Annotated in this window: 12 protein-coding genes, 1 tRNA gene and 1 other RNA gene; 8 read left to right on the top strand and 6 right to left on the bottom strand. The window is 70.0% G+C overall.

Going from position 1 to position 12,654, the window contains the following annotated elements; genetic code table 11:
- Positions 1-12 precede the first annotated feature (12 nt).
- The gene (locus tag ACY0I8_RS00835; RefSeq protein WP_461393175.1) at positions 13-474 is read left to right on the top strand and encodes a PPC domain-containing DNA-binding protein; all 462 of its coding nucleotides are present in this window, start codon (positions 13-15) and stop codon (positions 472-474) included.
- On the opposite strand, the gene ACY0I8_RS00830 is transcribed toward ACY0I8_RS00835, so the two are convergent.
- From ACY0I8_RS00830 to ACY0I8_RS00810, 5 genes are all read right to left on the bottom strand, one after another.
- Entirely contained in the window at positions 471-662 is a 192-nt protein-coding gene (locus tag ACY0I8_RS00830; protein ID WP_459942244.1) for a hypothetical protein, read from the bottom strand. The genes ACY0I8_RS00835 and ACY0I8_RS00830 overlap by 4 nt on opposite strands.
- A 74-nt stretch (positions 663-736) precedes the next feature.
- Positions 737-1,726, bottom strand: coding sequence for a UDP-glucose 4-epimerase GalE (gene galE / locus ACY0I8_RS00825; protein ID WP_461393174.1), 990 nt, complete (start codon positions 1,724-1,726; stop codon positions 737-739).
- The gene (locus ACY0I8_RS00820) at positions 1,719-2,732 is read right to left on the bottom strand and encodes a UDP-glucuronic acid decarboxylase family protein (protein ID WP_461393173.1); all 1,014 of its coding nucleotides are present in this window, start codon (positions 2,730-2,732) and stop codon (positions 1,719-1,721) included. The genes galE and ACY0I8_RS00820 overlap by 8 nt, the downstream gene beginning before the upstream one ends.
- A gap of 33 nt (positions 2,733-2,765) precedes the next feature.
- A complete protein-coding gene (locus ACY0I8_RS00815) occupies positions 2,766-5,072 on the bottom strand; it encodes a sensor histidine kinase (RefSeq protein WP_461393172.1) in 2,307 nt (768 codons plus the stop codon).
- Positions 5,073-5,360: 288 nt separating this feature from the next.
- On the bottom strand, positions 5,361-5,753 hold the full coding sequence (locus ACY0I8_RS00810) for a hypothetical protein (protein WP_461393171.1): 393 nt from the start codon (positions 5,751-5,753) through the stop codon (positions 5,361-5,363).
- Between the two features lie 152 nt (positions 5,754-5,905).
- Between ACY0I8_RS00810 and ACY0I8_RS00805 the strand changes: the two genes are divergently transcribed.
- From ACY0I8_RS00805 to ACY0I8_RS00775, 7 genes are all read left to right on the top strand, one after another.
- Positions 5,906-6,415, top strand: a complete 510-nt coding sequence (locus tag ACY0I8_RS00805; protein WP_461393170.1) for a nucleoside deaminase — start codon at positions 5,906-5,908, stop codon at positions 6,413-6,415.
- Between the two features lie 36 nt (positions 6,416-6,451).
- Positions 6,452-6,541, top strand: a tRNA-Ser gene (locus ACY0I8_RS00800).
- Between the two features lie 46 nt (positions 6,542-6,587).
- Positions 6,588-6,686: signal recognition particle sRNA small type (gene ffs, locus ACY0I8_RS00795), an RNA gene on the top strand.
- Between the two features lie 76 nt (positions 6,687-6,762).
- On the top strand, positions 6,763-8,475 hold the full coding sequence (gene dnaX, locus ACY0I8_RS00790; protein ID WP_461393169.1) for a DNA polymerase III subunit gamma/tau: 1,713 nt from the start codon (positions 6,763-6,765) through the stop codon (positions 8,473-8,475).
- 49 nt (positions 8,476-8,524) lie between these two features.
- Positions 8,525-8,845 (top strand): YbaB/EbfC family nucleoid-associated protein, encoded by a 321-nt coding sequence (locus ACY0I8_RS00785; protein WP_459942237.1) that lies wholly within the window; start codon positions 8,525-8,527, stop codon positions 8,843-8,845.
- Positions 8,846-8,854: 9 nt separating this feature from the next.
- Positions 8,855-9,382: a cob(I)yrinic acid a,c-diamide adenosyltransferase gene (cobO, locus tag ACY0I8_RS00780; RefSeq protein WP_461393168.1), complete on the top strand. Its 528-nt coding sequence runs from the start codon at positions 8,855-8,857 to the stop codon at positions 9,380-9,382.
- 342 nt (positions 9,383-9,724) lie between these two features.
- Complete coding sequence (locus ACY0I8_RS00775; RefSeq protein ID WP_461393167.1) at positions 9,725-11,461, top strand: adenosylcobalamin-dependent ribonucleoside-diphosphate reductase; 1,737 nt, start codon at positions 9,725-9,727, stop codon at positions 11,459-11,461.
- A 218-nt stretch (positions 11,462-11,679) separates the two neighbouring features.
- On the opposite strand, the gene ACY0I8_RS00770 is transcribed toward ACY0I8_RS00775, so the two are convergent.
- Complete coding sequence (locus ACY0I8_RS00770) at positions 11,680-12,645, bottom strand: Wzz/FepE/Etk N-terminal domain-containing protein (RefSeq protein WP_461393166.1); 966 nt, start codon at positions 12,643-12,645, stop codon at positions 11,680-11,682.
- Positions 12,646-12,654: the final 9 nt, after the last annotated feature.

Raw genomic sequence — 12,654 nt, 5'->3', positions numbered from 1 at the left:
GAGGAGCGAGCCATGAAGGCAGAAGAGGCGCGAGCCGGGCGGGTGTTCGTGCTGCGCCTGGAGGACGGCGACCGCCTGCCCGAGGCGATCGAGCGGTTCTGCGCCGAGGCCGGCGTCCAACGGGGCGTGTGCTGGATGGTCGGCGGCGCAGGGGCGGGGCGGGTCGTGGTGGGGCCCGAGACCGGGTACGCCCGGCCCGTCGTGCCCATGGTGGCGGGGCTCGACGGCGTGCACGAGGCGGCGGCCGTGGGCACGATCTTCCCCGACGACGAGGGTGCGCCCCGGCTCCACATGCACGCGGCCCTCGGCCGGTCGGGCCGCACCGTGACCGGGTGTGTCCGGCTGGGGGTGGAGGTCTGGGAACTGGGGGAGGTGGTCCTCCTCGAGATCGAGGGGAGCTCGGCCCGGCGCCGGCTGGACCCCTCCACCGGGTTTTCGGTGCTGGTTCCCGGCGGGCGAGCCCCCGCGGGCTAGTTCACCAGCTCCTCCGCCCCCTCGTCCGCGAGCCCCGCCCGCACGAGCAGCATGTACTGGGCGAGCTGCTCGTGGAGGAACTCGATGTAGCGCAGAAGCGCGCGGATGTCCCGGAACATCTGGTAGTCCGAGACCCCCGCGAGCACGTCGTCGTACCGGTTTCGGATGGTTCGGTATTCCCGCAGCATGGCCGATCCTCCCGCCCCGGCGGACATGGGGAGCCGGGGCCTGGGGTACGGATCGGCCGAGATCCGCCGCGGCTTTACCGGTCGGCCGGCGGACCCTTGCGGTGCCAGTTCCACGCCGTCTCCAAGATCACGTCGAGCCCCGGGTACCGGGGTTCCCAGCCCAGTTCCCGCCGGATCTTCTCGCTCGATCCCACGAGCACCGCCGGGTCCCCCCACCGGCGGCGGGCCTCCAGGACGGGGATCTCCCGGCCCGTGACCCGCCGGGCCTCCTCGATCACCTCCCGCACCGAGTACCCCCGGCCGTTCCCCAGGTTGTACGACCGGCTCTCCCCGCCCCCGAGTAGGTGCTCGAGGGCGAGCACGTGGGCCTCGGCCAGGTCCGTCACGTGGATGTAGTCGCGGATGCAGGTGCCGTCGGGGGTGGGGTAGTCGGTGCCGAACACGGCGATGTGGGGCCGCCCGCCCAGGGCCACCTCGAGCACCAGGGGAATGAGATGGGTTTCCGGGTCGTGGGCCTCGCCGATCTCGCCGTCGGGGTCGGCGCCGGCCGCGTTGAAGTACCGCAGGTTCACGTGGCGCATGCCGTAGGCCGTTTCGAAGTCGGTGAGCATCTGCTCGACCATGAGCTTGGTGCGGCCGTACGGGTTGATGGGGCGCTGGGGGTGGTCCTCGGGGATCGGGACCCGCTCGGGTTCGCCGTAGGTGGCGCAGGTGGACGAGAAGATGAAGAACTCGCTTTCCACCTCCTTCATCGTCTCCAGAAGCGCGAGCGTGGTGGCCACGTTGTTGCGGTAGTAGGGGCCGGGATCCCGGACCGACTCGGCCACGTAGGCGTAGGCCGCGAAATGCATCACGGCCCGGATCCGGTGCTCCAGGAGCACGGCCTGCACCGCCTCGCGGTCGGCCAGGTCGGCCTCCACGAACGTGCCCCACCGGGCGGCCCATCGGTGCCCCCGTTCCAGGTTGTCGACCACCACGGGGTGAAACCCCCTCTGGGCCAGGAGCTTGGCCACGTGGGAGCCGATATACCCGGCCCCCCCGGCCACCAACACGGCTTCAGACATGGGACGGCGTCCTTTCCACCGGGTTGTCCCGGAGCCAGTCGTCGAAGTAGTCGATCGTCCGCCGGAGCCCCTCCCGGAGCGGCACCTTGGGTTCCCACCCGAGTTTCTCCCGGGCCAGCGCGATGTCGGGCCGGCGCTGCACGGGATCGTCGGCCGGGAGCGGGAGGAACCGGATCTCGGAGCGCGACCCGGTCATCTCCCGCACGAGTTCGGCCAGTTCCAAAATGGTGAACTCCTCCGGGTTTCCCAGATTGACCGGCCCCGTGAACCCGTCCCGCTCCATCAGGCGCACGAGTCCCTCCACCAGGTCGTCCACGTAGCAAAAGCTCCGGGTCTGGGACCCGTCGCCGTACACCGTGAGGGGAAGCCCCCGTAGGGCCTGGACGACGAAGTTCGACACCACCCGGCCGTCGTCCGGGAGCATGCGGGGGCCGTAGGTGTTGAAGATCCGGGCGATCCGCACGTCCACCCCGTTTTGGCGGTGGTAGTCCATGAACAGGCACTCGGCGGCCCGCTTGCCCTCGTCGTAGCAGCTCCGCACGCCGATGGGGTTCACGTGGCCCCAGTAGGTCTCGGGCTGGGGGTGCACCGTGGGGTTCCCGTACACCTCGCTGGTGGAGGCCTGGAGGATCCGGGCCTTGACCCGTTTGGCAAGCCCCAGGGTGTGGATCGCCCCGAGCACGCTGGTCTTGATGGTCTTCACCGGGTTGTACTGGTAGTGGACCGGGGAGGCCGGGCAGGCCAGGTTGTAGATCTGGTCCACCTCCACGAACACCGGGTGGGTGATGTCGTGGCGCAGGAGCTCAAACCCGGGGTGGCCCAGGAGGTGGGTGATGTTCTGCTTTCGGCCCGTGAAGAAGTTGTCGAGGCACAGCACCTCCTTGCCGCGCCGGAGAAGGGCCTCGCACAGGTGGGAGCCGAGGAACCCCGCGCCGCCGGTGACGAGCACTCGCCGGTCGGTGCGAAGCGCGGGGTTGTAGATGAGCCGGTTAGGGTCGATTTGCATGGGAAGGTTCGCCTCCGGGGATCGGGCGGCCGATCATACGGAGGCGTCGCGGTCGAGGTCAAACGCCTCCCGTGTGGTGGGCAGGGTGAACCCGAACACGCTGCCCCTGCCGGGTTCGCTCTCCACCCAGATCGTCCCCCCCATCCGCTCCACGAGCTCCCGGCAGATGGCGAGTCCGAGCCCCGCCCCCTCGGTTCCGGCGTTCTTTCCCCGGGCGAACTTTTCAAAGATCCGTTCCCGTTCCTCGGCCGGGATGCCGGGCCCGGTGTCGGCCACCGTCACCTCCAGATGGCCGGGGCCGGCTTCCCGGACGCTCACCCGGATTTCCCCGTGGGGAGTAAACTTCGCGGCGTTCCCGACGAGGTTGAACAGGATCTGGGCGAGCCGGTCCGGATCGGCCCAGGCCCGGGGGGTGCCCGCCGGGGCCTCGAGCGACAGCCGGACGGGGCGCCCGCCCACGAGGGCCCGGGCTTGGTGGAGCACGGCCTCTGCCACGGCCTTGACGTCCACCGGGCAGGGGGCGATGCTGACCCGGCCGGACTCGAGACGGGAGAGGTCGAGGATGTTTTCGATGAGCCGCAGGAGCCGCCGGCCGCTTTCGGCGATGCGTTCCAGGCTCTGGGCCTGATCGGGGGTCAGCGGGCCGTCGAGTCCCTGGATCATCGCCTCGGAGTAGCCGATGATGCAGTTCAGCGGCGTGCGCAGTTCGTGGCTCATCTGCAGGAGAAACTCCGTGCGCACCTGGTCCGTCGCTCCGGGAGGGACCCGGGCGTCGGGCTTCGATTCGAGCCGCTCCAGGACCTCGCGCGCCCGTTGAAGCTCCCCGTAGACCCGGAAGAGATCCTCGGTTTTTTCCCGCTCTCGCTCCTGGGCCTCTTTGATCTCCGAGATGTCCCGCACCACGGCCTCCACCTGCTCGCGGTCTTCGACGAGAGCGAGCCGAAGGCTCCACAGGGCCGCTACCGTCTTGCCGTCGGCCCGCCGCAGCGGCAGTTCGTAGTTGCGGATCCGCTGACGCTGTCGCAGTCGGGCCACCACCGCGGGCCACGCCCGGGGTTCGGCCAGTATCTCTCGGGGGGAAAGGCCAAGCACCTGACCGGGAGGCCGGCGCAGGATCTGGCAAAACGCGCTGTTGGCGTGGAGCACGGTTCCCGCGGTGTCGAGAACCGCGATGCCGTCAGGGGTCATCTCCAGGAACTCCCGGAACCTCGCCTCGGTTTCCTGGAGCCTTCCGGCGCTTCTCTGCACCTCCTGGGCCAGGCGGTCCATGGTGTCGGCGATGGCCGCGACCTCATCCGTTCCCCCGGGTTCCTCGGGCACGAGGGCCGAAACCCGCTCGCGCAACCGCGTCCAGGGCCGCAGCGCCCGGCGCGCCACGAGAAGGGCGACGGCGGTGATGACCCCGGCCGTCAAGAAGGTGAGGAGCACCGCGGCCCGGGCGTACCTCCCCGCCAACGCCTGCATGGCCCGCACCTCTGCGGCTCGGGAAACGGGCGGGACGGCAGCCACGGCGTACCCCAGCACCCCCTCGTCCACCTCCACGGGGGACCATCGAAACGGCACGGCCGCCGCGGCGGTCCCATCCAGATCCACCCACCGGACCCCGAGTTGCCCGGCGTCGGCGTCGGTCAAAGGGTCGAAGACCGGTTGTAACAGCGCTGCCGCGGGGAGGGGCGGGCCGATCCGGTGAGGTGTGCCCCCCTTGTCGAAGAATACGAGGCAGGTGGGCGCGGGCAGGGTGGCCACCAGGTTCTCGAGGTGCAGAAGATCCAGATCCACCCACACCACGGGACCCGGGGCGCCCTGGGTCGGTGTCCAGGAGACCGTGATCCGGGAAAGGCCCCGGGGCGTTTCGGACGATGCCGCTTCCGCCTCGAACCAAAATCCGGTGTCCGAGGGTGTGGGAGAGTCCGGTATGGCGATCGGAGATGGCGGTTCGAAGGGCCCCACCTCGAACCCTTCGGCCCCGGCGCGGTACCCTGCCCGGAGGTAGAGGGGAGGCCAGATCACCGGGGAACCCGGCCCCGAGCCCGTGCGCACCGGGGCCAGGTGGGTGCGGCAGAACTCTTGGTACACGGAGGGCTCGGCCGGTAGATGGCCGAGCAACCGGAGATCGGCAAGCGAACGCTGGAGCAGGGACGACGCCCGGTCCGCGGCCCGCAGCGCCGCGCCCAGGGCGGTTTGTCGGGCGCGTGCGTCGAGGAGTTCCGACTGCGCCGCCGTGAGTTCGTGCCCAAGTCGCGCAAACCCCGCCGCGGCCAACCCCCCGAGCACCGCGAGGGGCAGCAGGGAGCAGGCGAGGAGCGCGAGGACGAGGCGGCGTTCGGTTCGTAGACGCACCGTGAATGTCCGGGACGGGAGGTGTCGACGGCCAGTGTACCGCCCCGGTGGGCGGGAGAAAACAGGAACTTCGGTCCTCGGTCACCGGTCGGCGGTCTCCGGTCCCTTGAGCGTCAGCGGCTGCCGTATCAGGGGCCAGAATTCGGAGGACAGATGTCAGGAACCCCCTGTCTTCTGGCACCTGGCACGGTCGCCGCTCCCACGGGGTAGGTCAAGGGAATGGCGTGGGGCGCCCAGGAGGCATCCGCGCCCCGGTGTCGTCGCGCCCGGGCGGCAGCGCCCCGTGTTTCAGGCCGCGAGCGACCGGTTCCGCAGTTCCTGGCAGAGTTCGAGGAGGTACCGCAGGCTCTCGTAGGGTTCCGCCACTCGGGGGGAGGCGGCAAAGAGCCAGGGCAACCAGCGCTCGGCGGGGGTACCAAACCGGGCGCGAAGGGCCCGGAAGAGTTCCCGGCGTTCCCCGAGGTCGTCGCGCTGGGAGAGATGGGCCGTGAACACGAACCCGGCGTGGGGGTTCCGGATTCGTAACAGGGCCCGGCCGGGTTCGATTTCGAACCCGGCCCCGGAGAGACGCTCGAGGTGTCGGCGTGCCTGTTCGAGGACCTCCGCCGGGACGGCCCGGTCCCATTCCTGCCCGGGGGGGAGAAGGGCGCGGAGGAGTTCTTCCGGTGTGGTAGCGGCCATGGTCACCTCCTTGTGGCAGGGGTCTCGGTTTGTGGGCAATTGCACAAACCGTGCCTGGGCCGGGGCGGGCGCCATGCGCGGACTCCGCCCAGCCGTTCGCCGGGCTCTGTGCCGCCTGGCCGGGGGGCAAGGAGCCGTGGTAGAGTCTCGCCATGGGCGTTGCAACGATCCAGGAGCAGTGGTATCTTCCGGAGTCCTGCCTCGACCGGGCCATGGAGTTGGCCTTGGAGGAGGCCCGGGAGGCGGCCCGAAAAGGGGACGTGCCGGTGGGCGCGGTCGTCTTGTGGGACGGTGAGGTGCTGAGCCGGGCCCACAACCGGCGCGAGGAGTGGGGGGACCCTCTGGCCCACGCGGAGTGCCTCGCGCTTCGGGAGGCCGCGCGGCGCGTGGGGCGCTGGCGCCTCGATCGGGCCCTGCTGGTCGTGACGCTGGAGCCATGCCCCATGTGCATGGGGGCTGTGCTCCAGGCCCGGGTACCCGTGGTGGCGTACGGGGCGGCCGACCCGAGGGCCGGGGCCGCCGGGTCGCTTTACGACCTGAGCGATGACCCGCGATTAAGCCACCGGGTGCGCGTGGTGCGCGGCATCCGGGAGGCCGAGGCGGCGCGGTTGTTGCGGGAGTTCTTCCGGGAGCGGCGCGGGCCCGCCAGCGAATGGGACTGACCGGGGGCGGCTAGAAATCCGGAGGTGTGAAGGCGCGGAGAGGTGGCCGAGTGGTCGAAGGCGGTTGACTCGAAATCAACTGTACCCTTTCGGGTACCGGGGGTTCGAATCCCTCCCTCTCCGCCATTTCTTTCTTGTTCCCAACCAAACGAGCGGCGCGGCCAGCACGGGCGGCTTGGCCCTGCGCAACGAGGCCTTGGTGAACCCCGTCAGGTCCGGAAGGAAGCAGCGGTAGCCGGGAGCCTCGTGTGCCGCAGGTCGCCGAGCCGCCCTTGGTGTCCGCGCCGCTTTGCGTGTGGGGAACCGGATCGGTCCCTCCAGGTGCCCCTCCCACGGGAATGGTCCGCATGGCGTATCAGGTGTTGGCGCGGAAATGGCGGCCCCAGCGGTTCGCGGAGTTGCGGGGCCAGGCCCACATCGTTCGGGCCCTCACCAACGCGCTCAAGGCGGGGCGCATCGCCCACGCTTACCTCTTCACCGGCATCCGAGGCGTCGGCAAGACCTCGGCCGCCCGGATCCTCGCCAAGGCCCTGAACTGCCCCCGGGCCACCCCTGACCCGTGCAACGCGTGCCCCTCCTGCGTGGAGATCACCCAGGGCCGCAGCCCCGACGTCCTCGAGATCGACGGCGCCTCCAACACCGGCGTGGACGATGTCCGCCGCCTGCGGGAGGCCGTGCGCTACCCGCCGCAGCAGGGGCGGTTCCGGGTGTACATCATCGACGAGGTCCACATGCTCTCCACGGCGGCCTTCAACGCCTTGTTGAAGACGTTGGAGGAGCCCCCGGAGCACGCGGTGTTCGTGTTTGCGACCACCGACCCTCACAAGGTGCCGGCCACGATTTTGAGCCGGTGCCAGCAGTTCGACTTTCGCCGGTTGGACCGGCGGGAGTTGATGGGGCTCCTGGGCGACGTGGTGAAGGCCGAGGGGATCGAGGCCGAGCCGGCGGCGCTGGCGGCGATCGCCCGGGAGGCGGACGGAAGCGTCCGGGACGCCCAAAGCCTGCTCGATCAGGTCATCGCCTACGCGGGGGACCGGATCAGCTACGAGGCGGTACGCGATGTGCTCGGCGTCGTGGACCGGGAGTTGCTGTTCGGCCTGGCCGAGCGGATCTTGGGCCGCGACGCCGGCGGGGTGCTGGGTCTCGTGGCCGAGGCTCGCCGGGTCGGCGTCGACGTGGGGCGCCTCGCCCAGGATCTGCTCGAGCTGTTCCGGGACCTGGCGGTGCTCCGGGCCGTGGAAAAGGCCGAGGGGGTCGTTGACCTCCCGCCGGAGGAGCGGGCCGAGGCCGGGAGGCTCGTGGAGGGGCACGCCTGGGAGGTGATCCACGCCCGGTTCGACATGCTGGCGCGGTCGGTCGAGGGGGTGCGGCTTGCGGCCGAGCCCTGGACCGTGCTTGAAATGACCCTTCTGAAACTCGCGCTGTTGCCGCCCCTGGTTCGGATCTCCGACGTGGCCTCGGGGGCGGCACGGGGCCAAGGGGGGGCGTCCGCCCCGGCCCGGACGGAGCGGGCACGACGACCCACGACCGAAGGATCCCCGGCGCGCCCGTCCCGGCGGGAGGAGTCGGCCGCGCCGGATCCCGGCGGGGTCCCGGCCGGTTCCGGGGAGGAACGGAAGCCCGCGGCGGAGGAACCGGGGCCCGACGGGGACGGGGAGGGGGTTCCCGCCGAACGGCCGCCGGCGTCTCCCCCGGACGCCTGGGAGCGGTTCCTCGGGGCGGTGCGGGAATCCAACCGCGCGCTGTGGAACGTGCTCCGGGAACACGCCCGGTTTCGGCGGTGGGACCCGGAGGCCCGACGTGTGCACCTCGCCACCGACCGGGAGCAGTTGTTCTTTTTTCGCTCAAAGGCGGACGTCCTGGGCCGTGCGGCAGCGAGGGTGTGGGGGGCGGGCGCGGCGGTGGACTGGGTTGTCGACGAACCGGCGCCGCGGGGGCGGGCTGGGGGGAGCGATCTGGCGCGACAGGTGCGCAAGGAGACCCTGGAACACCCCTTGGTACGGGGCGCCATGGAGATCTTCGATGCCACCGTGGAAGAGGTAAAGGTGCTAAAACGATAGGGAGACTGGGCGGGAAACGAAACATCCTTCGTACGGAGAGGAGCCGGGTATGGCGAAAGGGTTGGGAAATCTGATGCGCCAAGCGCAGGAAATGCAACGGCGCATGGCGAAGATCCAGGAAGAGTTGGCGGAGAAAACGGTCGAGGCCGCGGCCGGGGGCGGCATGGTTCGGTGCGTGGTGAACGGAAAGCAGGAGATCCTTTCCCTCACCATCGACCCCGAGGTGGTCAATCCCGACGACGTGGAGATGCTCCAGGACCTCGTGGTCGCGGCCGTGAGCGAGGCAATCAAGAAGTCCCAGGAGATGGTGGCCGAGGAGATGGGAAAGGTGGCCGGCGGCCTGGGGCTCAATCTGCCCGGACTCTTTTAGGGGACTCCCATGGCGAGGCGCGGGTTGGTCATCGTGCACACGGGGCCCGGCAAGGGGAAAACCACTGCGGCCCTGGGCCTGGCGCTCCGGGCCGTGGGGCAGGGGCTTCGGGTGGCCATGGTCCAGTTCATCAAGGGCAGCTGGAAGTACGGGGAACTCAAGGCCCCCGAGTTTCTTCCGGGGTTCGAGATCACGCCGATGGGCCGGGGGTTCGTGAACCTCGGGGCCAAGGAGCCCGACCCCCAGGATGTGGCCCTGGCCCGGGAGACCCTGGCGGCCGCCCGGGAAAAGCTCCTTTCCGGCCGGTACGACATGGTGATCCTTGACGAGATCAACTACGCCGTGGACTATGGTCTCGTGCCCGTGGAGGAGGTGCTCCAGTTGATCCGGGAAAAACCGCCGACCGTGCACCTCGTTCTCACGGGACGAAATGCAAGACCGGAGGTGGTCGAGGCCGCGGACCTCGTCACCGAGATGCGGGAGATCAAGCACCCCTTCCGCGAGGGGGTGAAGGCCCAGAAGGGGATCGAGTTCTAACCGTGGCACACGAAGAAAGGAGTGGGATGCGATGCCGATCAGCGAACGCAGGCGCGAGATCAAACGACGCCGGCACCGCCGGATGAAGCGGCTCAAGGCCCGGATCAAGGAACTCAAGGCCCAGGCGGCGAAGACCAAAAAGAAGAAATAGGTGCGAGACCGCGGGCGTTCCCCTCACGGGGGCGCCCGCGTCCGGTTCGTGGCCTTCCCCGTTGGTGCCGGGCCGGGCACACGGGCAGGTCGTCGCCTCGGGCGACGGGTTGGGGCTCCGGAGGCCGGACGGGACCCGGGGCAGGCGCGACCGAAGACCGGTGACCGAAGACCGGAGACCGAGTGGGACCCATGGCGTATCCCGCGCTGACACCCCAGGCGGTGGAACTTCTGGAGCTCCGGTACCTGCGCCGGGCACCCGACGGGCGCTTGGCCGAGGACCCTGAGCGGTTCTTTTGGCGAGTCGCCCGGGCCATCGCCCGTGCCGAGCGGCGCTGGGGGGGGGACCCGGCGCCCTGGGCCGAACGGTTCCACGACCTTCTGCGCTCGCTCCGGTTCCTGCCCAACTCCCCAACCCTCATGAACGCCGGCACCCGGCTGGGGCAGTTGGCGGCCTGTTTCGTGCTGCCCCTCGAAGACTCCATCGCTTCGATCTACGCCTCTCTCGGGTACATGGCCCGGATTCACAAGAGCGGGGGTGGTACGGGGTTTTCGTTCTCCCGGATCCGGCCGGCGGGCGACCGGGTGGGCTCCACCGGTGGGGTGGCGTCGGGCCCACTCTCGTTTCTGGAGTTGTTCGACACCTCGACCCGGGTGATCCGGCAGGGGGGGCGCCGGCGGGGCGCCAACATGGCGGTGCTCCACGCGAGCCACCCCGATATCCTCGCGTTTTGCCGGGCCAAAGTAGACGGCGGGTTCGAGAACTTCAACCTGAGCGTGGGGGCGACCGACGCCTTCCTGGCCGCGGTGGATGCCGGGGGCGACTGGCCGTTGGTGAACCCGCGCGACGGGGCCGTGTGGCGCAAGGTATCCGCACGGGAGGTGTTCGAGGCCATGGTCGAAGGGGCCTGGAAGGTGGGGGACCCCGGCGCCGTGTTCCTCGACGCCGTGAACCGCGCGAACCCCGTGCCCGCCCTTGGGCCGATGGAGGCCACGAACCCCTGCGGGGAGCAACCGCTCCTGCCCTACGAGTCGTGCACGTTGGGGTCGTTGAACCTCATGGCCTTTGTGAGGGGGAACGGTTTTGACTGGGAGGCCCTAGCCGGGGCCGCCCGGTTGGCCGTGCGGTTCCTGGACAACTGTGTGGAGCTCTCCCGGCCGCCCGTGGCCGCGATCCGCCGGGCCCAACTACGAACCCGGAAGATCGGGCTAGGCGTCATGGGATTCGCGGACCTTCTGGTCCGGCTGGGAATCCCGTACGCCTCGGAGGCGGCCCGGAACCTCGGCCGGGAGATCATGGCCGCGGTGGAACGGGCCGGGGTCGAGGCTTCGGCCCAGCTCGGCCGGGAGCGGGGGAGTTTCGAGGCGTTCCCGGGAAGCCGGTGGGAGCGAGGCGGTTTCGCGGCCCTGCGAAACGCCACGGTGACCACCGTGGCGCCCACGGGCTCGATCTCGATCCTGGCCGGGGTGTCGGGCTCCATCGAGCCCCTGTTCAGCCTGGCCTACGCCCGGCGGATCGAGGGCCGGGCCGTGGACTTCGGGGTCCATCCGGCCCTGGAGCCGGCCCTGCGGTCCCGGGGGATCGAGCCGAGGCCGGTGCTCGACCGGGTGCGGGAGGAGGGGTCGCTGGCAAAGGTGGAGGGGATCCCCCGGGACCTCAAGGCCCTATTCGCCACCGCGCTCGACATCCCACCGGAGGACCACCTGCGCATCCAGGCCGCCTTCCAGGTCCACACCCACAACGCGGTCTCGAAGACGATCAACCTGCCCCCCGAGGCGGGCCCCGAGGTGGTGGCCCGGGTGTTCCGGGAGGCCCACGGCCTGGGGCTCAAGGGGGTGACCCTGTACCGCCACGGGTCGAAGCCCGAGCAACCGCTCCTTCTGGGAGATCGGTGTAACCGCTGCGAGGGGGGCGGCTTGACGGCTTGACGACTAGGCGGCTTGGCGGCGTGAAGGCCGGAAAGCCAAGAACCCCCGGGACGGTCGCGCCGGGCGGTCGGGAGTGTTATGGCGCCTTGCCCCGCAGGTCCGGTTGCCCGCCATCCGCTTCGCCGGGGGGAAACCGGACGCCAGAGCCCCAAGGCGCGTGTCCTGGCGGCACGGGTATCCCAACGGGACGTCCCCTCCGCAAATCGAAGCCTCCCGCGTCAGGCGGCCGCCTCCTTCTTCCGGGCCCGGGCCTTCGCGTTTTCGACCCACTCGGCGAAAAACGCCAGGAATACCCCGAAGAAGAGCGACGCCGTGAGCCCCAGGGCGCCGATCAGGGCCCGCTTGGGCTTGACCTTCTCATCCGACACGGCCGGGGGATCGATCGCCTCGTAGGCGAAGTGTTCCACGTTCTGGGCCATCATGGCCTTCTCCACCTGCTCGGACAAAAGGGCTTGGAGTTTCGCCACGATGACCGGGTCGGTGGCCTTCTGGAGTTGCTGCTCGGCGAACCGGCGGTTCGCCTCGATCTTTTTGAGTTCGTCCTCCTGGACCACGAGGGCGAGTTCCTCGAGGAAGTACGTGAGCAGAGTTTTGGCCAGCTCGGGGTCCTTCCACTCGAAGCTCACCCGGAGCACCCCCGCCTTGGTGTCGTTCTTGACTCGATATACGCTCTCCAGGAGCTTTTCGGCGTCCCAGACGTTGGGCACGTCCTTGGGGTCGTCCACGAGCCATCTCTTGGTCTTGGGGTCCCAGATGTCGTCGAACAGCACGGGCAGGAGGTCGTGTTTCTTCACGACCCGCTCGATCAGGCGGTGGCTCTTGAGGAGCGCCTCCAACCGGTTCGCGTCGGCCCCGCCGAGGGAGATGCCGAGGCTCCCGGCGATCTCGGCCCCGAACCCCCCGAACGCCGCCAGGGCCGAGGACACCCCGCTCTGGGCCTTCTCCTGGGGCGGCGCGATCACGGCCTGGGCCCGGTACATGGGGGTGGCCAGGAGGGCATAGGCCACGGCCAGCCCCGTGCCGAGCACGGTGACGAGCGCGATCCGTCGCCACCGTCGCCGCAGCACGGCCAGGAGGTCCAGGAGATCGATCTCGTCCTCCTCGGGGGGCATCCAGTAGGGGAGATACCCCGGGGGCACGGGAACGCCGCCGGCCGGCGGCTCGGGTCGGGTCGGCTCGGTCATGCTCGCCAT

It is taken from the genome of Deferrisoma sp., assembly GCF_054681715.1.
The sequence above is the reverse complement of the archived record's forward strand: the minus strand, read 5'-3'. Positions and strand labels throughout refer to the sequence as shown.

Bases quoted from the DNA above. Each gene is read 5' to 3' on its own strand.
- dnaX (WP_461393169.1), top strand. From the start codon at position 6,763: ATGGCGTATCAGGTGTTGGCGCGGAAATGGCGGCCCCAGCGGTTCGCG.
- ACY0I8_RS00770 (WP_461393166.1), bottom strand. From the start codon at position 12,645: ATGACCGAGCCGACCCGACCCGAGCCGCCGGCCGGCGGCGTTCCCGTG.
- ACY0I8_RS00775 (WP_461393167.1), top strand. From the start codon at position 9,725: ATGGCGTATCCCGCGCTGACACCCCAGGCGGTGGAACTTCTGGAGCTC.
- ACY0I8_RS00830 (WP_459942244.1), bottom strand. From the start codon at position 662: ATGCTGCGGGAATACCGAACCATCCGAAACCGGTACGACGACGTGCTC.
- cobO (WP_461393168.1), top strand. From the start codon at position 8,855: ATGGCGAGGCGCGGGTTGGTCATCGTGCACACGGGGCCCGGCAAGGGG.
- ACY0I8_RS00835 (WP_461393175.1), top strand. From the start codon at position 13: ATGAAGGCAGAAGAGGCGCGAGCCGGGCGGGTGTTCGTGCTGCGCCTG.
- ACY0I8_RS00820 (WP_461393173.1), bottom strand. From the start codon at position 2,732: ATGCAAATCGACCCTAACCGGCTCATCTACAACCCCGCGCTTCGCACC.
- ACY0I8_RS00810 (WP_461393171.1), bottom strand. From the start codon at position 5,753: ATGGCCGCTACCACACCGGAAGAACTCCTCCGCGCCCTTCTCCCCCCC.
- ACY0I8_RS00805 (WP_461393170.1), top strand. From the start codon at position 5,906: ATGGGCGTTGCAACGATCCAGGAGCAGTGGTATCTTCCGGAGTCCTGC.
- ACY0I8_RS00785 (WP_459942237.1), top strand. From the start codon at position 8,525: ATGGCGAAAGGGTTGGGAAATCTGATGCGCCAAGCGCAGGAAATGCAA.
- galE (WP_461393174.1), bottom strand. From the start codon at position 1,726: ATGTCTGAAGCCGTGTTGGTGGCCGGGGGGGCCGGGTATATCGGCTCC.